The organism is Pseudoclavibacter sp. RFBA6 (assembly GCF_002931575.1).
Lineage (GTDB): Bacteria > Actinomycetota > Actinomycetes > Actinomycetales > Microbacteriaceae > Pseudoclavibacter > Pseudoclavibacter terrae.
In genome coordinates, this window is sequence record NZ_PSUA01000001.1 from 1 (window position 1) to 18,942 (window position 18,942).

Here is an 18,942-nt window from a genome sequence, read left to right on the forward strand (position 1 = left end):
CCCATCCGGAAGACCCGCCAGCTGACACCGCGCCTCGAGCAGCGCATCCACCACAGCCGTCTCCGTCGACGACTGACGATGCGCTTCCTGCTCCGACTGTGATGCCACGATAACCTCCCCCAAGATCACCACCAGCCTAGCTGATTGGACCCGTTCAATCTAGCTACGAACAGGAGTTTTCTGACGTAATTCGATGATAGATACGAAGGGTGTCCTTGGTGTCCGGCATGTCCGGCGGCACACGGGTAGCTGCGAAGTCTCGAGCTGTTCGCCGTTGCAGCACGCACTGTGGCCGAGCCGACTCTCTTTTCCCGTTCAGCAGACCACGGACCACCGACGCTGCGCACCACGGCACTTCGGTCCGAGTTGCCCGCACGTGTCGCCAGGGGCAGTTGTCCCTGAACAGATCCTGCCGCGGTGCGCCGTGTCGGCCTGTCGATAGCGTCCGCTGGCGTTCGCGCGTCGTCTGAAGGCGCTCCTGTGTCGCGCGCGTGCTGTCTGCTGAGAATGTCATCCCGCTCGCAGACAGCCGAGTCATCGTGCGGTTTGCTGGCGCCGTGTGCCGGTGTGCCGGTGTGCCCGTGTCCCCGTGGCGCTCGAGAGCCGCGCCTACGCCCGCGTGCTGCACTTGTGTTCGCGTGCTGCACTCGCGTTCGCGTGCCGCGCTTGCGCTTGCTGACGCCGTGTGCCCCCATGGCGCTCGGAGCCCACTTACGCCCGCGTGCCGCGCTTACGCCCGCGTGCCGCGCGGCCGCTCGCGTCCCGGGCTCCTTGTGTGAAGCTCCCGTGACATTGGCGCGACCCCGTGCTAACCGCCTGTCGCCGTGCGTCCGCGCCCCTCCCGCAGTCGACCGCGCGACTCTGAAAGCGTGAGCCGGTTACCCTTCGACTCGCGGCAACGCGGCCGATGCCACTATGTCGCCGCTCTTTGCGCGGATCTCCACGCTCGTGACCTCCTCGCGGAGTGCGGCCGCGTTGACGGCGCAGTTGATCTCGACCTCTGAGCCCAAAAACGTTCCCGAGCCGACGTCTTCGCCGGCGGCATCGACGACGACCACCGAGTAGAACTCGCCGCTCGGCAGCCCGTTGACGGTGAGCAGCGTCTCGGTGCCCCAGGTGTGCGCGACGACGCTGCCGTCGATCTCGACGCCGTCGGGTTCGCCCTGGAAGTCGACGGGCTCGACGGCGCCGAGCGTTCCGGGGTCGCCGATCGGCGGCGGCGTCTCGGGGCGGGGGAGGAAGGAGCCGCCGACGACGCCGACCACGAGGCCGACGGCGGCGATTCCTGCGAGCATGGCGCCTCCGAAGCGTGGGCGACGCAGCGGAGTGACAGGCGCGGCGTCCGCGGGGTCGGTTTCGTCGGCTTCGCCGCGTCCGCTCGCTTCGTCAGTGCCGTTGCGAGCGTCGACGGCGTCAGCCGAGCCGGCAGCTCTGGTAGGCCCGTCCGCTTCATCTGCCCCAGTTTGACCACCGGCGGGCGTGGCTCGGTCTCCGTCACTGAGTTCGCGACTGTCGACGCCGCCACCTGCCCCGATCGCCAGCACGGCGTCACGGAGAACGTCGCTCGGCGTCGCGTCCAGCCATTCGGGGCGCCCGGAGACCTGCCCTGTCAGTGTCCGAAGCTCCGCCAGCTCGGCGTCGATGGTGGGGTCGGATGCGCGCATCCGCTCGAACTCGGCAGCCTCGTCGGTGGTGAGCTCGCCGACGAGGGCGGCGGCGATGAGCTCGCCGCGGCGGCCTGCGGTGTGGTCAGTCACGAGCTCCTCCGGATTCGTCGAGGTGGCCGCGGACGGCGCGGAGGCCGTAGAAGACGCGGGTGCGGAGGGTGGCGACGGGCACCCCGCAGCGGGCGGAGAACTCAGCGTAGCTGTAGCCGGTGAGGTGGATGGCGATGATCGCGTCGCGCTGCTCGTCGGGCAGGAGGGCGAGGGCTTCCGTGAGGCCGAGCCCCGTGAGCGGGTCGAGGGTTTCGGCTGGCACGTCGCGGCTCGCCGCGGATGCGTCGTCTGCGGAGATCCGGGGCAGCCGGTCGCGCGCGCGCAGGGCGTCGGCGATGACATTGCGGGCGATCGCGAACAGCCAGGTGCGCTCGCCGCCCTTCGCGGGGTCGAATCGGTCGCGTGCTCGCCAGGCTCGGAGGAACGTCTCCTGCACGCAGTCCTCGGCAAGCGCGCGGTCGCGCAACGCGTTGATGGTGAAGCCGAGGAGTACGCTGCCGTGGTCGCGGAACGCAGAGTGGAGATCGAACGAGTGCGGCGCATCCGCCATGCGTGCGCATCCTCTCGTCGTCGACCCCCTGGCGCGGTCAACGATAACGGCAGCGCTCACGGCAACTCCCTCCGGCGACTCAACTGCGGTTGGTAGAGGGGTGTACTGCCTGACGGCCCGCCGCGTTCAGGGCGCCCCCGAAAACTCTTGCGAAAAAGTTTGAGCTCGGATGAACGCGGATGCGCTGAGTCACGTATGCCCCTGTACGACGGCTCCACCGGGGAGCTGCGAAGCAGGAAGGCACCCCCTCATGCCCAAGCACACGTTCGCGAAGTCGCTCACCCTCGGCGCCACAGCTGTCGCCGCCATCGCGCTGGTCGCCGCCGCTCCCGCCACTGCCGAGACGGAGGTCGCCGAACCCGACTCCTTCACGAGCGCCTACACGGTCATGGCCACCCCGGATGCGGTCATCAACAACGACGGCGACATGACGCCGGGCGAGCCCGGATCGATGGGCCAGTTCGACTTCCGCATCAACTCCGACCTGAACATCATCTGCTACGACATCACCCTCACGGGCGTGACGGGCGAGTACGAGAGCCCCGCGAAGACGGCCACGCACATCCACGAGGCCGCCGAGGGTCAGGCTGGCCCGCCGCGCATCGCGTTCCCGAACCCCACCGACAACGGTGACGGCACGCGCACCAGCAGCGGCTGCCTCGAGGGTCCGTTCACGACGGGCATCAACAGCGACGCCGGCACGGACACGGGTGAGGGCTTCACGCTCAAGCAGATCGAGGCGAACCCGGCCGGCTTCACGGGCGACTCGCACACGGCTGACTTCAAGGCAGGTGTCGTGCGTGGCCAGCTCGTGCAGGTTCCTGTCGGCGGCGTCGACACGGGTGCTGGCGGCGCTGCTGCCGGTGGCCTCGACGCGACGACGCTCGGCTTCCTCGGCCTCGGCGGTCTCGCCGTCGTCGGCGCGGCTGGCGTGGCGGTTGCGCGCAAGGCTCGCGCAGCGGGTCAGTGACCAGGAACATCTCTCGAAAGCCGGGGCGCGCGCTGCGCGTCCCGGCGCTCGTCGTCGCGGCCGCGCTCCTGTTGAGTGGATGCGCGGCCGCGGCGGGCGGGGACGGATCGGCTCCTGAGGTTGCCCAGCCTTCACCCGCGGCAGTCGAGGCGGCGCCATCCAGTGCCCCCGCGACCATGTCACCGACGACCTCGGCCCCCGCACCCGAAACCCAGCCGCCGGCCGGGGCCGGCGGTGTCGAGGTCATGCCGGAAGGCATCGAGCCCACTGCCGTCTCGATCCCCGCCATCGACGCCGAGGACACGCTCATCGACCTCGGTATCGCCCCCGACGGGAAGATGGAGGTGCCCGTCGACTTCGATGAGATCGGCTGGTTCACGGGCGGTGGCAAACCCGGCGGTCGCGGCCCCACCGTCATCGCGGCGCACGTCGACGGCCTCGCCGGACCCGCCGCGTTCTTCCGGCTCGACGAGCTCGCTCGAGGCGACGTGGTGAGCGTGACCGACGCCGAGGGCGGGGTCACGAGCTACGAGGTCACCGAGGCCGTCACCGTCGAGAAGGTTGACTTCCCGACGGCACGCGTCTTCGGTGCCGTGCCCGGCGACGAGCTCAGGCTCATCACGTGCGGCGGCTACTTCGACCGCGACGTCGGGCACTACGACAAGAACGTGGTCGTGTTCGCGACGGCGGTCTCAGGCTGAGACCGGCAGTGGCTGCGCTGCAAGAAGCGGTGATTGGGGTCGGAGTGTGACCGGCACGGACGTGAGTCCTACCGGCTGTCATGTTTCAGGCCAACGGTGCCGGTGAGGTGGGTCTGGACCATGCGACCGTGAGCGGGACGGGCCGGTTCAGAACAGCGTCGTGATGGCCGTGATGATGCCGACGCTGATGACGAGGCCCGTGCCGCAGATCGCGAGCGCCTCCAGGGGGAGGGTCCTGCGCTGGTAGGCATCCCAGAAGCCGTCGCCGACGATGGCCTGCCGGCTTTCCGTCTCCTGGTCGATGCTCGTGTCCGTCATATAGCTAGTCTAACTAACTATTACCTCGGCGCAAGACACCTGCCGATGTGAGCGAGGAAGAACACGGTTGAGCATGACTGGCAAACACTGGGTCGACGGGGTCCGCAATCCCTTTTCGCGTCCGTTCCGAATGGATGGCAGACGCGGTGCCGCGTCCGGGTTCCGCATGCCGCTCGCCCCAGCGGGGGACCCTCGGTTGGCGACAGGACAGGGCCCCCAAGCTCTGGGCTGTTGGAAGTGAGGTCCACGATGTTGCTCGCGATTGACGCGGCGCCGCAGCTCCCTGAACTGCAGGACGCGCCCACCGCATCCGCTGCCCACGTGGCGACAGGCTCGCAGCGGGCGCGGGCGCTCTCGCAGTTCAGGAGCGTTGCCGCCGCCGATGACACCGACGAGTTCTTGGCCGGGCTCGCCGCCCTCGGTGACGCGCACGCCTTCGACCTGCTGGTGCAGCGCTACCGCACGCTCATGTACGTGTGCGCGAGGCGACGCCTCGGCTCGGACGCGGAGGCCGACGACGTCGTCCAGGAGTCGCTCGCACACGCCTGGACGAAGCTCTCCACGCTCAAGGACCTCGCCGCCGTCCGCTCGTGGATGCTGCGCATCGTCGCATCCAGGAGCGTCGACGTGCTCAGGCGGCGCCGGGAGCACGACCGTGTCGAGGAGGCCGAGTTCGCGGCGCCCGACGACGGGTCGCCGACAACCAACGCGCAGCTCGCGCTCCTCTCCGCGGCCCTCCACATCGCCCTGTCCAACCTTCCCGAGCCACAGCGCCGATGCTGGGTGCTGCGCGAGCTCGAATCGCTGAGCTACCAGGAGATAGCGGACGAGCTCGAGCTTCCGGTCAGCACCGTTCGCGGGGCGATCGCGCGTGCACGGAAGGCCCTCGCGGTCGCCATGGCCGAGTGGCGCTGATCGGGGCGTAAGCCGGCCGGTGACCGCTGGTGTCGGCAAGCGCTCGCGGGTCTGTGCGAGCGACCGTGACTTGCGGTTGGTCACGAGCATCCGGCCTCGCCGGCGACGCCCGCCGCGCATTGTGGCTCGGGCCGGCGTTCTCTAGGCTCGTCCCCATGAGGGCGACTCGTGTGCTTGCCGTGCTGGGCGCATCCGTCATGTCGCTCGCCGGGTTCGCGGGGTGCATGAGCGAGGTGACCTACACGCGCAATGGCGTCGAGGTGACCCCGGATGCGGAGCTCGTCGAGTCTGGCTACGCCGACATCGACCCGTGCAGTGCGATCTCGGACGAGACACTGAAGGCGGCCGGGTTCGCGACTCCGTCGGCTGCACAGACGCTGTCGCCGGACCCGGACTGCGAGTGGCGCGACGGCATGAAGTCGGCGCCGACGCTGCTGCTGTGGGTGGATGGGCCGACCGAGGCCGACGAGCTGTCGGAGGCCATCGAGGTGAGCGGCGTCGAGGTCGAGGTGTACTTCCAGGCGGGCGCCTCTGGCCGCTACGTGGCCCGGTTCGACGACCTCACGCTGACGCTCAACGCCGACCTCGAACTCGAGGGCGAGTTCGACGAGAACTCCGATGCGTTCGGGAAGGACATCCTCGCGCGGGGCATCACCGACGCGATGGAGGCGTACGGGAAGCTGTGAGGGCGGGCACGAGCCGCACGCGGGCCGCGCAGCCGCTCAGGTCGGCGTGACCTCGGGTGCCTCCTCGAGCGGGGGCGCGTCCAGCCGCTCCCCGACGATCGCCATCGCTCGCTGCTGCACGGGGTTGAGCACCGAGGCCGAGTAGTCGTCGAAGAGGCCGGCCGCGTCGGTCAGGTCGAGTTCCGGCGCATCCGCTCGCAGCGACTCGACGACCTGCGCGAACGTCGAGACGAAGCGTTCGATGAAGGCGTCGAACGTGCCGTCGCTGGTGTGGTCGCCGAGCTGATGGAACTCGGCGGTGATCGCGACGATCTGCGGCACGAGGGCGGGGTCGCTGAGCTGCTCGTAGTAGCCGACCAGGTGCGGCATCCCCTCGTCGCCGACGAGGTGCGCGAGGAGCACGGTCTGGTCGCGATCCATCTGCTCGAGCTCGGGGGAGAGGCGGCCCGAGAGGGTTCCCATGAAGGCGGCGAGCTCCGGCGGCAGATCCGGGGTCGTGGGGAGGCCGCGCAGCTGCGCGATGAGGGCCCGCTGCGCGGTCAGCCGCTCGATCTGCGCCGCGAGCTCCGCGTCGAGCCGGTCGAGCATCGCGGGCGCATCGCTGCCGTGCTCATCGAGGAGGGTCGGCATGTCCTCAAGGGCGATGCCGAGTGCGGCCAGGCGGCGGATGCGCAGCACCCGGATGAGGTCGTGCACCCCGTACTGCCGGTACCCGTTGGAGGTGCGGGGTGGCTCATCCAGCACCCCGACCTGGTGGTAGTGCCGCAGCGCGCGAACCGTGACGCCGGCGCGGCGGGCGAGCTCGCTGCTGTTCATCGCACACCACCCGCGTTCACGCTGACTGCCTGGGGTTCCAGTGTACGAAGCGGGCGGGCGGCGAGGCCGTAGGCGAACGCGCATCCCCACGCCCCGAGCAGCACAAACGCGGCCACATTGACGTTCGCGTACTCGGTGAGTACGGCCGCGAGCATGATGCCGACCGACGGGGCCGCCGTGGTGAGCGCGTTCTGGGTGCCCATGATGCGGCCGCGCAGCTGCTCGGGGATGCGCTCGATCATGAGCACGCCCATGAGGCTGCCGAAGAGCCCGCTTGCGAGACCCATGACGAAGGCGCCCGCGAACACGACCCACACCGAGCTGAGGAGGCTGATGAGTCCGATGCCGACGGTCGTGCCGATCATGCCGACCACGAACCACGCGCGACGTGGGCCGCGGGTACCCGCGATCGCGTAGGTGCCGCCGCCGACGAGCATGCCGAGAGCGAGCGCGCTGAGCACGAACCCGAGGAGCCCCGGCTGCTCGACCAGCGTGAAGTAGACAGGCAGCACGAGTCCCTGGAGCCCCGCGAGCACGAACACCGACACGAGGCTGAGCGCCGTGGTGGCGACGAGGAAGGGACTGCGGAAGAGGGCCCGCCAGCCGTCGCGCAGCTGCGACCATCCGCTGCCGACCGGGGCGGATGCGCGGGAGCCGTCGTCGGCGACGATCACGCCGACCGCCCGCGGGATGAGGAGAGTGATGAGGGCCGCGAGGAGGGAGGTGGCGGCGGTGATCCAGAGCACGGTGGAGCCGTCGAAGAGCACCATCAGGGTTCCGGCGGCGGCGGGGCCGATGAAGATGGCGACGGCGCTGAGGCTCTCGCGCACGCCCATGAGGCGTTCGGCGCTGATGCTGCCGTGGCGCACGATCGCGGGGAGCAGTGCTTCGCGGGCCGTCATGCCTGGCACGTCGCCGAGAGACCCGATGATGCCGAAGAGCACGAACCAGCCGAGGTTGAGTCCCGAGACGAGGTCGATGAGCGGGAGCGCCGCGATGGAGGCGGCGGAGATGAGGTCGGTGACGACGGATGAGGTGCGCCGGTTGATGCGGTCGATGACGACCCCCATGAAGAGGCCGGCGAGCACGGCCGGGATGGCGGTGGCCGCCGCGACTGTTCCCGCGCCGAGCGCACTGCCCGTCGTCGAGAGCACGATGAGCGGGAGGGCGATGCCCGCGATCGAATTGCCGAGCAGGGACAGGACGTGCGACGCGAGGTAGGTGACCGGGAGGAGGTTCATGGACCCCAGCAGAAACTATGACGTTGGGGCGGGGTCAAGCGGGCCTTGCGACTGCGCTCTGCGCGGCCTCTCTGATGGGTACGAACTCGAACCAGGCCCTGTCCGGCGGGCTCCAGCGCAACTTCGGTGCTTCGATGGAGGAAACGCTCATGCGGGCGCGAAAGGCTTGATCCTTCAGAACGACTGCGGCCCACCTGCTGTGATGCTGCATCTCGCCGAAAGGAAGAACTCATGAGCCTTCGAAAGAACATCGGATCCGTTGTTGTCGCCGCCGGACTTCTGGGTGGGGTCAGCGTTGCGCTCGCTCCAGCCGCGAACGCGGCCACGCACCGTCAGATGGTCTATGGAAGCACGCTCTACGAGTGCCAGAACAGCCTCAACAACGCGGCGAACACCTACGCGAACGCTGGCAAGGACATCACCGGTGTCGACAGCTGCGTCAAGAACACCCAGACCGCTGGCGGCTTCAACAACTATTACGGCTCTGTGCTCTGGGACATCTGATCCCCCGCCGGGGGCTGCACCTCCATCCCGCGCCACGCCACCTCGAGCCCCGCGCGGCATCGGGCTCGGGCGGCTGGGTCGTCGAAGCGGTCGCCGCGAACGACGAGCTGGTAGTAGAAGATGCCGGCGATGAGGTCGAAGCAGGCCTCGACGTCGAGGTCTGCGCGCAGCGACCCCTCGGCGATGCCGGCGCGGAGGGCGTCTTCGATGGGTCGGCGCCGCACGGAGACGTGCGACTCCCAGTACGCCTGCTGTAGCGCCCGGTCGCTCATGACGAGGCGGATGCGCTGCCGGAACCGCTGGTCCGGGTACCTGGTCTCGTCGAGCTGGGCGGATGCACCCATCAGGAACTCGAAGATGCGCGCCCGCAGGTCGCCGGGCTTGGCCAGGGGTGGGGGCACCGTGCGCCCGACGTCGAGGGCGTCCGCGATGAGGGTCGTCATCGACGGCCACCGTCGGTAGAGGGCCGCCCGACTCACGCCGCTGCGCTCGACGACCCGCGACACGGTCACCGCCTCGTCGGCGTCGATGATCGCCAGTGTGGCGGCCAGGATCTGCCCGTCGAGTTCCTCGGTGCGGGGTCGACCGGGGCCGCGCCGCGCCTCGGCGTCCTCGCCCGCGGACGGGTGCGCCGCGGCGCCCGCATCCAGTTCCGCGGATGCGGGCGTCATGGCCGTTGCGGTGGACGTCACGCCAGCGCCTTCGCACGGAGCTGCGTGACGGTCGCATCGGTGAGCCCGGCCGCACGGAGCGGCGCGAGCGGGTCACCGTGGCGCTCGCGGAGGCGGGCGAGGAGGATGCGCATAGACACGTCCATGGGCTCGGCCCCGTCGAGGAGGGACCCGTTGAGCTTCGACACCTCTTCGAGGTCCATGCCGAACTTCGCGAGCAGCACGCTCATCGTCGGGCCGATGCGAGTCAGAATCGCGCGCATGTTGGCGTCGGTCTTCGCGTAGTCGCGCACGATGTCGTCGTCCGCCGTCCCGAGCGCGAGGAGCAGCATCGCGGCGAGGACACCGGTGCGGTCGCGGCCGGCCGCGCAGTGGAAGGCGGTGGCGCCGGGGGAGACGGCGATGATGCCGAGCGCCGTCGCGAGCTGCGGCGCGGCCGTCTCGACCATGAGCGCATACATCTCACCCATGCCAGCGTGTGCGCTCCCGTGCTCGTCGGCGGCGGGGATGCCCCCGCCGACGCTGCCCATCAGGGGCAGGTGGTGGTAGGCGACGGCGTGCGCGGCGAGCGGGCCTCGGCCCGTGAGCGCGACCTCGTCTGTGGTGCGCAGGTCGATGACCGAGGTGAGTCCGCCCGCGGTCAGCTCGCGCGCATCCGCTTCGGTGATGACGGACAGGTCGTCGGCGCGGATCGCGAGGCCCTCGCGGAGGGTGCCGCCGGCGATGGGGGTGCCGCCGAGGTCGCGGAGGTTGACGGGCGCGGAGAGGGTGATGTCGAGCGTGGTGGTCATGTGAGTCGCTTTCGGATGAGGGCGCTGCCCTGGTCGATCAGCGTGACGAGCACGATGATGCAGATGATGATGGCGCTGAGGTGTCCGTAGTCGTACATCTTCATCGCCGTGGTGAGCTCGAGGCCGATGCCGCCGGCCCCGACGAGGCCGAGGATGGTGGCGCCGCGCACGTTGCCCTCGAAGAGCAGCAGCGTGTACGAGACGAGCAGCGGGGCAGCCTGCGGGAGCACTCCGTACTGGATGAGCTGGCGGCGGGATGCGCCGACGGCCTGCATGGCCGACATGGGGCCGCGGTCGACGGATTCCATGGCCTCGGCGTACACCTTGCCGATGGAGCCGATCGAGCCGAGCGTCATGGCGAGGATCCCCGCGAACGGCCCGAGGCCGACGGCCGAGACGAACATGAGCGCGAACACCAGGTCGGGCACCGAGCGGATGATGTTCATCACCCAGCGGGCCGGGTAGTACATCCACTTCGGGGCGATGTTCGACGAGGCAGCAAACGCCATGAACAGCGACAGCACGGCCCCGAGGACGGTGCCGACGATGGCCATCTGGAGCGTCTCGATGAGGAGCGCGAAGATGGTGCCGAACTTCGAGAAGTCGGGCGGGAACAGGCGCGAGAGGAACTCGCCCATGTTGATGGCCCCGTCGCCGAGCTTCGCGAAGTTGAACTCGGCGCCAGCGAACGACCACAGCAGCACGATGACGGCGACCGGGATGCCGAGCATGAAGCGCGCTCGCGGGGTCGAGAAGGCGCGTTCGAGGCGGTCGCGCTCGGCGGTCGTGAGGGCGGGGGCCGCGGATGCGCGGGGCGGCTTAGGCGCGGTGGTCGTCATCGTGGGCCTCCTCGTCGTCGTAGAGCACGGAGAGCTTGTCGGCGTCGAGCGCACCGGTTGGCGCGGAGACGAGCATCTCGCCGTGGCGGAGGCCGATGATGCGGTCGGTGTGGCGCAGCGCGAGGGGCAGCACGTGCAGGCTCACGAGCACGGGGATGCCGTCGCGGGTGGCGATGTCGCGCAGCAGTTCGAGCACGGAGTCGGCGAGCTTCGGGTCGAGGGATGCGACGGGTTCGTCGGCGAGGATCACCCTCGGCTGCTGCATGAGTGCGCGGGCGATGGCGACGCGCTGCTGCTGGCCGCCGCTCAGCGAACGGGCGGGGTCTTTCGCCTTGTGTGCGATGCCGACGCGGTCGAGCAGCTCCATCGCGCGTCTGCGGTGTGCGCTGCTGAAGCCGCCGACGAGGTTCATGGGGCCGGCAGTGTGGAGGGTGCCGGTGAGCACGTTCGTGAGGACGCTGAGGCGGGGGATGAGGTTGAACTGCTGGAAAACTTGCCCGACGCCGGCGCGCAGCTGCCGCAGCTCGCCCCGGCGGAGGTTGGTGACGTCGTGGCCGGCGACGCGTGCCGTGCCGCCCGTGATGGGGGCGAAGCCGGTCAAGCTGCGCATGAGTGTCGACTTGCCTGAGCCGGATGCGCCGAGGAGGGCGACCATCTCGCCGGGGTGCAGGTCGAGGTCGACGCCGTCGAGCACGGTCGTCTCGTCGTAGGCGACCTGGAGGCCGCGCACGGTGACGAGGGGGAGGCGGGCGAGCGCATCCATGTCGCTGGTGGTTGTGGTTGCTGGTGCGGGCGCAGTGTTAGCGCTGGGTGCTGGGGCGAGGTTCGTCATTCGAGGTCCTCGAGCTGGACGCCGGCGACGCCTGCGATCTCGACGAAGCCGTCGAAGACGGAGGGCTCGGGGTTCACGGAGACGGGCAGTCCGATGAAGCCGGAGCCGAGGGCGCCGAGGGCCTCAGCGTTCTCCTCGACGAAGACGGCCTGGATGGCGTCCTGGATGACGGTGCGCTTCTCGTCGCTGAGCTCGGGGCTGCCGAGGACGCTGCCCATGACGGGCATGGGTGCGCTCTCGCCGACGCCGCGCCATTCGCCGTCGGCGAAGGGGAACATGGGTGCGCCGAGTTCGGTGAGCATGATGGAGGTGCAGGCGGCGTCGACCTGGCCCTGTTCGAGGGCGGCGAAGGAGCCTTCGTGTCCGCCGGCGAAGATCGCCTCGTAGTCGGTGCCCTGCTCGAGGCCGGCCTCGTGGAGCATGTGGACGGGCATGAAGTACCCGGAGCTGGAGGCCTGGTCGGCGAAGGCGACGGTCTTGCCCTCGAGGTCCGTGAGCTCCTGCACGGGGGAGTCGTTGAGGACGACGCAGGTGGACACGGGGTCTTCGCTGCCCTCCCAGGCGAGCAGCGCATCCACTTCGCCCGTGTTGACGGCGAGGGCGGACGGGAAGCCACTCATGATGCCCATGTCGACGTGGTCGGCGCGGATGGCTTCGACGACGCTGAGGTAGTCGGGCACGTCGGCGACCTCGACCGTGTAGCCGGTCTCGGCTTCGAGGAGTTCGACGAGGGCGTCGATGGGGTTGGCCTGCGTGGGGTCTTCGCCGAGAGGGATCGTGGCGATCGTGATGGTGGTGTCGTCGGCGGTGGCTTCAGCGGTCTGGCAACCCGTGAGGGCGAGGGCGCTGACGCCCATGATGCCGAAAGCGAGGAGCGGAGAACGGCGCATGTTCGGGGTCCTTCCGAGGGATGCTCCCGAGATTTCGAGAACACCGGTATGCAAACTCGCGAAGGTGACCGGCAATTACGAGACCGGTGGACTGGAAATTGGCGTGGAGGTGAACAGTTGGGGCGGGGGTGAGGCTGCTGGCACTCTCAGTGGCGCGAGTGCCCGGAGGAAGCGTTTAGCCTCAAAAAGGTCTCCGGCGACAAAGTGCGGGAGGAGAGATGCTTGGTCGGTTGTTCTCGGCACCCCGGGGGGTGATCAGATGTTTGCGATCCCGCGAATCAGCCGAGGTCGCGTCCAGAGGTCAAGTTGAAAAACGGGCGCGCGGCGACTGAGGCGGTCGATGACTCAGCCTCATGAACAATCTAGTGAACTTGGCTGGGCTGGTAGTTGCCGGCGCGACGGCGCCAGCATCAGGAAGCTATCGATTGCGGAGAGCATGATGAGCGAGCGGGCGTTGACGTCGACCGATTTGGCTAGCAGTCAGAAGAACTGAGATGGGAATCGCGTGACCGCCGTCAGCTTCATGCGGTCCAGCAGGAGTCCTGAACTGGCTTTTGACCTGTGGTGCGGGCGCAAGCCACCTGATCAAAGTCGCACATGTATCCCCGGGAGTCCCAGTGCGGTGCATGAATCGCGGGTGATGTTGGGTAATTCAGTCGACAGGACCACTCTGATTCAGCGTTGCGCCGCCGTGGAGGAATTGTGCTCTTGCCATCGCGGTGCAGAAGCGAGCAAGATAGTCTAGCGGACCAATGCGCGTTCGAGATCGCCGTGGCAGTCAGTTCGCCGCGAGTCGAGCTAGCTGGAGGGGGAGCATCATGTCGGGTGGCGGAAAAGGTCGAACGCGGCCGTCTGAGGGGCGTCAAACTACGGGTCGTCGCAGTGATCCTAAGACCCAAGGTGCTAAGTCTCGGACGGGTGATCGTGCCCCTGAACGGGACGAAGTCCCAGGCGAAATCACTATTTTTCTTAGCTACTCGCGGGCTGACGACCGAATTTACAAGATGGTTCGTCCATTCAAGGAGCTTCTTGGGCATCTCATTTACGCGAAGTCCGGGCTCAAAGTCAAGTCCTTCCTGGATCAGGATGACATCCGTTGGGGTCAGATTTGGCGTGATCGCCTCGAGGCAGAGATTCTTGGGGCTTCAGTCTTCATTCCTCTTCTAAGTGCGAGCTACTTGGATAGCGATAACTGCCGCATGGAGTTTAACAAGTTTCATGCCAAGGCAACTGCTCTTGGAGTCTCAGAGTTGTTGCTCCCGGTGTTGATTCTTGAAGCGCCAGCGATCTTTCACGAGGAGGCCGAGGACGACATCGTGCAGGTTTCTGCGTCAACTCAGTGGGAAGTGATCGAAGAGGCCGTATTGTCAGATGCCGGATCATCCGCGTGGAAGAAAACGATGGCGAGGTTGGCAGATCGGTTCGTGGACGCGTATCGGGCCGCCGAGGACACGCTGGCGGATCTCGGCGACTCGGAGGTGGGGGCCGAGGGTTCATTCGGCGATGCGGGTGATGATGATGACGAGGATTCGCCGGGTATCAGTGAGATCTACTCTGAGTTGGAAGAATTGCTCCCCGAGATGACCCAAGCGAGTCAGGATCTGACTCCCGCGCTCACAGGGTTGGGTGACGCAGCACGCGCTGCTGGCAAGCTCCCCGATAAGCCGACTGCTAGACAGGTTCAGGCGTGGAGTCTCAGTTCGGCGAAGGCATTCGAGGTCCCAGCAGGACAAATTCTCGAGGCTGGTGAACGGATGTTTGCAGCAGTGAAGAGGGCTGATGTCGCAGTTAGCCGCTTGCGGGCGATAACCGTGGACCTTTCTCGAGGGTCAGGCAGCGTATCGACCGGTTACAACGAGATGATAGCCGAGATGGGCGGACTCGATGTCGTTGCCGAACAGCTTGAGGGCCTGTTGGACAAAATGCGCCCCGCGGAACACTTCTCTGCTGCTCTCCGCAAGGCACTTCGGCCCGCTCGCTTAGGGGTAAAGCGTGTCAGAGACAGTTTGAACTTGCTTCGAAGCTGGGAACCAGTTTCGGCCTAGCCGGCGATGTAGTCACGGTCATCTTCTTAGTGAGAGCCATGAAGTACGAGATCTCTTCAATTCGATGGACAAATAACGAGCCGTTGACACTCACAGGCTCGTCTACTTTGCATGGTTATGATCGTCCGAGACCCGTCGCAGCTTCTCGTACATATCCATCGCGAGCAGCATCTCCTTCACGCGGTCCCAGTTCTGCGACTGGAGAAGGTGCTGGAACGCGCGATTCTGCTGAGCACCGGACGCGTAGGCCGCGTCTTCCAATTCGACGTTGATGCTCGGCGAGAACTCGAAGTCAACGCGGGTGTTCGCGTTGGCCTGCGATCGGAGCTCGTCGCTTTCGAGCACCTGGCCCATGAGCGTGTTCGCCGCCTCGACGGCCTGAACCTCGTCGATGTCAGCGCCCGCAAACAGGTCGTTGATCTTGTCGATCACCTCCGACAACAGCCCGTACTTCGTCTCCCGCGGCGATGCTGACCCCGCGGCCTTCAGGCCGATCAGCTCACCAGCCTCGCCACCAACAAGACGAAGCCGCGCCTGCTCCTGCTTCTTGAGCTGGAAATGCTTCAGCACGATCTCGTCGGTGTCAATCGCCGACGCCGGGGTGTCCTTCCGCTTGATCACCGTCCGGTACACGCGGAGGAAGATCGCCCACTTCTCGATGTCGGTGTCGTCGTAGTTGATGATCTGCGACAGGAAGTCGTATGACTTCACGAATTGGTTGACGGTGCCCCGGAACTCTTCGAGGCGAGCCAGCTCGACGGCGTCATCTTCGGCAGTCGCCGCATCCCACCGATCCCAGAACACGTCTCGGGACGCCTTGATGTGCGAGTAGAGCGCGTTGTGTCGCTTGCCTTCGAGCCACTCGTGCACGACCCCGTCGATGTCGTGCCGGTCGACGATGCGCATCGCCCGCAGCTTCGACAGCATCTCGTGGATGACGTTCGGGTCCGACTCCTCCGTCAGCTCTGCGTCCTCGTAGTACACCTGGAAGGCCGCGAGGACCTCATTCGGATCGTTCACGAAGTCGAGCACGTACGTGTTCTCTTTGCCCGGGAACGTGCGGTTTAAGCGTGACAGGGTCTGCACGGCGGTGATGCCGGAGAGCTTCTTGTCGACGTACATACCGACGAGCATCGGCTGGTCGAAGCCTGTCTGGAACTTGTTCGCGACGATCATCACCTGAAACTCGTCGCCCGCGAACGCCACCTCCAGCGACCGGCCCTTGAGCTCGGGGTTCAGCGTCGTCTCCGTGCACTCGCTTGTTCCGCTCTCCGGGTCGGTGACGGTGCCCGAGAACGCTACGAGCGCGCCGAGGCTGCCGCTGTATCCTCGCTCGCTCAAGAACTTGTCGATGGCGAGCTTGTACCGCACGGCCTCCTTGCGCGACCCAGTTACGACCATCGCCTTCGCGCGTCCGCCGAGCTCGGGTCGCACGTTTGCGCGGAAGTGCTCCACGATGATGGCGACCTTCTGGCTGATGTTCGTCGGGTGCAGCCGCACCCACCGCATCAGCTCCTTGCCGGCCTGCTGCGTGTCGACCTCAACTTCGGTGCCGCTCGAATCGGTGTGCGCGATTTTGAATGCCAGGTCGTAGGGCAGGTAGTTCTTGAGCACGTCGAGGATGAACCCCTCTTCGATGGCCTGTTTCATCGAGTACAGGTCGAACGCCTGCTTGGTGCCGCTCTCGTCCGGGCGCCCGAACAGCTCGATCGTTTTGCCCTTCGGCGTTGCCGTGAACGCAAAGAACGAGATCGACCCAGTGCCTACGCGACGCTGCATCACGTCGGCGAGCACGTCCTCCGCGTCAACGGATGCGTCAGCCGCGTCGGCACCGGAGGTCGCGGTCGCGGGGGTAGGCGCTTCAGCGACATCGACGAGGTCGCCAGCGGATGCGCCCTTCGCGCTCGCGGTCAGCACCTGTTTGAGAGACGCGGCGGCATCACCGGACTGCGACGAATGCGCTTCGTCGGCGATGACGGCGTAGCGGCGCCCTGCGAGGCCTTCGCGTTCCTCGATGAGCTTCAGCGCGAATGGGAACGTCTGCAAGGTGACGCCGATGATCTGCTTGCGTGCGAGCAGTGCCTCGGCGAGACGAGCCGACTTCGCAGCGTCGCCCCCACGCGTGATCGCCTCGAACACCCCACCTGTCGTCTCGAGCTGTTCGACGGCGCGCTGCAGCTGGCCGTCCAGCACCTGCCGGTCGGAGACGACGAGGACCCCGTCGAACACCTTCTGGCCGTCGCCGTCGTGGAGCTGCGCCATGCGGTGTGCGGTCCAGGCGATGGAGTCTGTTTTACCGGAGCCGGCCGAGTGCTGGATGAGATAGTTGCTGCCCGGCCCCTCGTCGCGCACGGCATCCTCGAGCTTTGTGACGGCCCGCCACTGGTGGTAGCGGGGGAAGCGAATCTGCTTGCTGACGGTCTTCTTGCCGGTGACGGAGTCGGTCTTCTCCTCGAACCGATAGTGCATGAACCGACCGACGATGTCGAGCCACGTCTCGCGTTGCAGTATCTCCTGCCAGAAGTACGCGCTGGGGCTCGTCCCGGGGATGGCTGGATTGCCGGCGCCGTTGTTCTTGCCGCGGTTGAAAGGGAGGAAATAGGTGCTGGCGCCCGCGAGGCGCGTCGTCATGTGTGCTTCTTCGTTGGTGACGACGAAGTGCACGAGGGCCCCGCGCCCAAAGGTGAGGAGGGGTTCGCCTTCGGGGCGTCGGTCTTTCGCGTACTGCTTGAGGCCTGCTTGCAGGCTCTGCGTGAGGTCAGTTTTGAGCTCGATCGTCGACACGGGTAGTCCGTTGACGAACAGCACGAGGTCGATGCGGTTGCCGTTTTTCGTCGAGTACCGCACCTGCCGCATCACTCGGAGGCGGTTGGATGCGTACCGCTCGTTCACCTGCGAGTTCAGGCCTGTGGGTGGCTTAGCTTGGAAGAAGGAGAGCTTCGCTGACCCGCCACCGGCGGTGACGCCGAGCGGATCACGCAACAGGCCGAGGGTGCCGCCGCCATTTTGCGGGTCGGTGCCGAGCTGCTTGGTGATGCGGTCGAGAATCTGCCGTTCCGCCTGCGCTCGCACCTCGGCGGATGCATTCGGCTTGATGAGCTTGTTGAGCTGCGGCTGCTGCGTCTCGCGCAGCCACGCGAAGAGGTCTCCAGGGAAGAGCGCATGTTCGCGGTCGTAGTCGGCGTCGTTGGGGGAGTAGAGCCAGCCGTTCGCGGCGAGGTGCTCGCAGATCTCGACTTCGAAGGCATCTTCTTTGTGGATGCTCATGCGTTGACCTTCCCGTGCTGCCGCACGTCGATCTTGCCTGTCACCGCAGCCGAGATGAGCGCGGCGCGGCGTTCCTTCGAAAGCGCGATCGCCTCCCGGGCGTCCGCGATTGTTGCATCGAGCCTGGAGGTCGATGCTTCGAGGACTCGCTCAATCCGAGCCTGTTCTCTGACCGACGGGTACCAGACCGGCGCGGCCCCCAGTGTGTTCTGATTGAGCTTGGGCATCGCCACGCGAGCCGACTGGTCGATGGCGTAGTCGGTGAACGGCTTGCTCAGAAGCAACCAATAGAGGAACCCGTTGCGCAGGACGGCCGAGCTACGCGTACTGAACGCATACATGTCCGCGCTAGAGAGGCACCTTGTCGGTGCGATCACTGCTTTCACAAGTGCAGGTCGAATCTTTGAGTAGAGAACCTGGCCGGGGCGTACGAGGTACTTCCCGCTGATGGCTGCTTGTTCTTGCGCCGTCTCCAGGTAGAGAAGATGACCGGTTTTGCTCTGGATGTGGTTGGGCGCAATCAAGGGCAGATCCTTGTAGGCGTCGCTACGGGGATCGACTTGCCCTTCGTTGAGCTTCACGACTCGTGAGAATCGGTTTAGTTGCCAGCTCACAGGTAGGTCTTGCAACGACCCAGAACCCTCGACGCCTCCCGTGAGCGTTGACGTGATCAGGGCCACGCGGCGCTCGGTTAGGAGTTCGATGAGCTTCTCCTGGTCCGCTATGAACGCGTCGATCTCTGCCGTCTCCCGGTCGAGGTAGTCGACGATCCTTACCTGGACCGGTTTCGGTGGGATCGGGACGGCGACAGTGCGAGCATTAGCCCAACGGAAGTCTGTGGATCGCTCACGGATTCCTTTTGCTAAGGCCTCGATGTAGCCGGTCAGGGCCAAGTTGCGGAGGAGGTATGCGAAATAGTGCGCGTTGTGCTGTGGGCTGACCTGGACCGCTGAGTAGACAGGGGTCGACTTCCCGTCCGAATCGGAAACTCCGATTGCCCCCGCGAAAGCGTCCATGCTGTGAATGACCAGGTCGCCCCGCCGAATGCCCTGGTAGCCGATTTCTTTGTCGGCTTCAGTGAAACCATCAGTTCTTCGGTTTGCCCGCAGGGTGACCTGGCCATCCCGGAACGCGGTCACGATCTGATCTTGTTCCCGAACTGTGCGACGTCGCAGTCGTCCGACGGTG

18 protein-coding genes are annotated in these 18,942 nt (G+C 66.6%); 6 read left to right on the plus strand and 12 right to left on the minus strand.

What is annotated here, in order from left to right; genetic code table 11:
• Nucleotides 1-878: 878 nt before the first annotated feature.
• The gene (locus C5C17_RS00005) at nt 879-1,757 is read right to left on the minus strand and encodes a hypothetical protein (protein ID WP_104251333.1); all 879 of its coding nucleotides are present in this window, start codon (nt 1,755-1,757) and stop codon (nt 879-881) included.
• Complete coding sequence (locus C5C17_RS00010) at nt 1,750-2,328, minus strand: RNA polymerase sigma factor (RefSeq protein WP_258065744.1); 579 nt, start codon at nt 2,326-2,328, stop codon at nt 1,750-1,752. Before C5C17_RS00010 ends, C5C17_RS00005 begins: the two co-directional genes overlap by 8 nt.
• Nucleotides 2,329-2,518: 190 nt before the next feature.
• Between C5C17_RS00010 and C5C17_RS00015 the strand changes: the two genes are divergently transcribed.
• Nucleotides 2,519-3,238: a CHRD domain-containing protein gene (locus C5C17_RS00015; protein WP_104251335.1), complete on the plus strand. Its 720-nt coding sequence runs from the start codon at nt 2,519-2,521 to the stop codon at nt 3,236-3,238.
• The gene (locus tag C5C17_RS00020; RefSeq protein ID WP_258065745.1) at nt 3,235-3,939 is read left to right on the plus strand and encodes a class F sortase; all 705 of its coding nucleotides are present in this window, start codon (nt 3,235-3,237) and stop codon (nt 3,937-3,939) included. Before C5C17_RS00015 ends, C5C17_RS00020 begins: the two co-directional genes overlap by 4 nt.
• Before the next feature lie 147 nt (nt 3,940-4,086).
• Here C5C17_RS00020 and C5C17_RS18405 read toward each other — a convergent pair whose 3' ends face one another.
• The gene (locus C5C17_RS18405) at nt 4,087-4,257 is read right to left on the minus strand and encodes a hypothetical protein (protein WP_181028404.1); all 171 of its coding nucleotides are present in this window, start codon (nt 4,255-4,257) and stop codon (nt 4,087-4,089) included.
• Between the two features lie 249 nt (nt 4,258-4,506).
• Here C5C17_RS18405 and C5C17_RS00025 point away from each other — a divergent pair, with 249 nt between their 5' ends.
• Nucleotides 4,507-5,172 (plus strand): RNA polymerase sigma factor, encoded by a 666-nt coding sequence (locus tag C5C17_RS00025; RefSeq protein WP_104251337.1) that lies wholly within the window; start codon nt 4,507-4,509, stop codon nt 5,170-5,172.
• 155 nt (nt 5,173-5,327) lie between these two features.
• Nucleotides 5,328-5,858: a hypothetical protein gene (locus C5C17_RS00030; protein WP_146079023.1), complete on the plus strand. Its 531-nt coding sequence runs from the start codon at nt 5,328-5,330 to the stop codon at nt 5,856-5,858.
• Nucleotides 5,859-5,894: 36 nt separating this feature from the next.
• Here the strand turns inward: C5C17_RS00030 and C5C17_RS00035 are convergent, their stop codons facing one another.
• Both C5C17_RS00035 and C5C17_RS00040 read right to left on the minus strand, forming a co-directional pair.
• The gene (locus C5C17_RS00035) at nt 5,895-6,674 is read right to left on the minus strand and encodes a MerR family transcriptional regulator (RefSeq protein ID WP_181028405.1); all 780 of its coding nucleotides are present in this window, start codon (nt 6,672-6,674) and stop codon (nt 5,895-5,897) included.
• A complete protein-coding gene (locus tag C5C17_RS00040; protein ID WP_104251340.1) occupies nt 6,671-7,915 on the minus strand; it encodes an MFS transporter in 1,245 nt (414 codons plus the stop codon). The genes C5C17_RS00035 and C5C17_RS00040 overlap by 4 nt, the downstream gene beginning before the upstream one ends.
• A gap of 231 nt (nt 7,916-8,146) precedes the next feature.
• On the opposite strand from C5C17_RS00040, the gene C5C17_RS00045 reads away from it, so the two are divergent.
• Nucleotides 8,147-8,419 (plus strand): hypothetical protein, encoded by a 273-nt coding sequence (locus C5C17_RS00045; protein WP_104251341.1) that lies wholly within the window; start codon nt 8,147-8,149, stop codon nt 8,417-8,419.
• Here C5C17_RS00045 and C5C17_RS00050 read toward each other — a convergent pair.
• From C5C17_RS00050 to phnD, 5 genes are read right to left on the minus strand one after another with little or no spacing between them, the layout of a single operon-like run.
• Nucleotides 8,392-9,111: a TetR/AcrR family transcriptional regulator gene (locus C5C17_RS00050; RefSeq protein WP_258065746.1), complete on the minus strand. Its 720-nt coding sequence runs from the start codon at nt 9,109-9,111 to the stop codon at nt 8,392-8,394. The genes C5C17_RS00045 and C5C17_RS00050 overlap by 28 nt on opposite strands.
• A complete protein-coding gene (locus C5C17_RS00055; RefSeq protein WP_104251342.1) occupies nt 9,108-9,881 on the minus strand; it encodes a tyrosine-protein phosphatase in 774 nt (257 codons plus the stop codon). Before C5C17_RS00055 ends, C5C17_RS00050 begins: the two co-directional genes overlap by 4 nt.
• The gene (gene phnE, locus C5C17_RS00060; protein WP_104251343.1) at nt 9,878-10,720 is read right to left on the minus strand and encodes a phosphonate ABC transporter, permease protein PhnE; all 843 of its coding nucleotides are present in this window, start codon (nt 10,718-10,720) and stop codon (nt 9,878-9,880) included. Before phnE ends, C5C17_RS00055 begins: the two co-directional genes overlap by 4 nt.
• Entirely contained in the window at nt 10,701-11,552 is an 852-nt protein-coding gene (gene phnC, locus C5C17_RS00065) for a phosphonate ABC transporter ATP-binding protein (protein WP_181028406.1), read from the minus strand. The genes phnE and phnC overlap by 20 nt, the downstream gene beginning before the upstream one ends.
• Nucleotides 11,549-12,442 carry a phosphate/phosphite/phosphonate ABC transporter substrate-binding protein gene (gene phnD / locus C5C17_RS00070; protein ID WP_104251344.1) on the minus strand — a complete coding sequence of 298 codons (894 nt, stop codon included), beginning with the start codon at nt 12,440-12,442 and terminating at the stop codon, nt 11,549-11,551. Before phnD ends, phnC begins: the two co-directional genes overlap by 4 nt.
• 818 nt (nt 12,443-13,260) lie before the next feature.
• Here phnD and C5C17_RS00075 point away from each other — a divergent pair.
• Nucleotides 13,261-14,487, plus strand: a complete 1,227-nt coding sequence (locus C5C17_RS00075; RefSeq protein ID WP_181028407.1) for a toll/interleukin-1 receptor domain-containing protein — start codon at nt 13,261-13,263, stop codon at nt 14,485-14,487.
• A 102-nt stretch (nt 14,488-14,589) separates the two neighbouring features.
• Here the strand turns inward: C5C17_RS00075 and C5C17_RS00080 are convergent, their stop codons facing one another.
• Nucleotides 14,590-17,754 (minus strand): type I restriction endonuclease subunit R, encoded by a 3,165-nt coding sequence (locus C5C17_RS00080; protein ID WP_104251346.1) that lies wholly within the window; start codon nt 17,752-17,754, stop codon nt 14,590-14,592.
• The gene (locus tag C5C17_RS18410) at nt 17,751-18,893 is read right to left on the minus strand and encodes a restriction endonuclease subunit S (protein WP_181028408.1); all 1,143 of its coding nucleotides are present in this window, start codon (nt 18,891-18,893) and stop codon (nt 17,751-17,753) included. The genes C5C17_RS00080 and C5C17_RS18410 overlap by 4 nt, the downstream gene beginning before the upstream one ends.
• Nucleotides 18,894-18,942 lie beyond the last annotated feature (49 nt).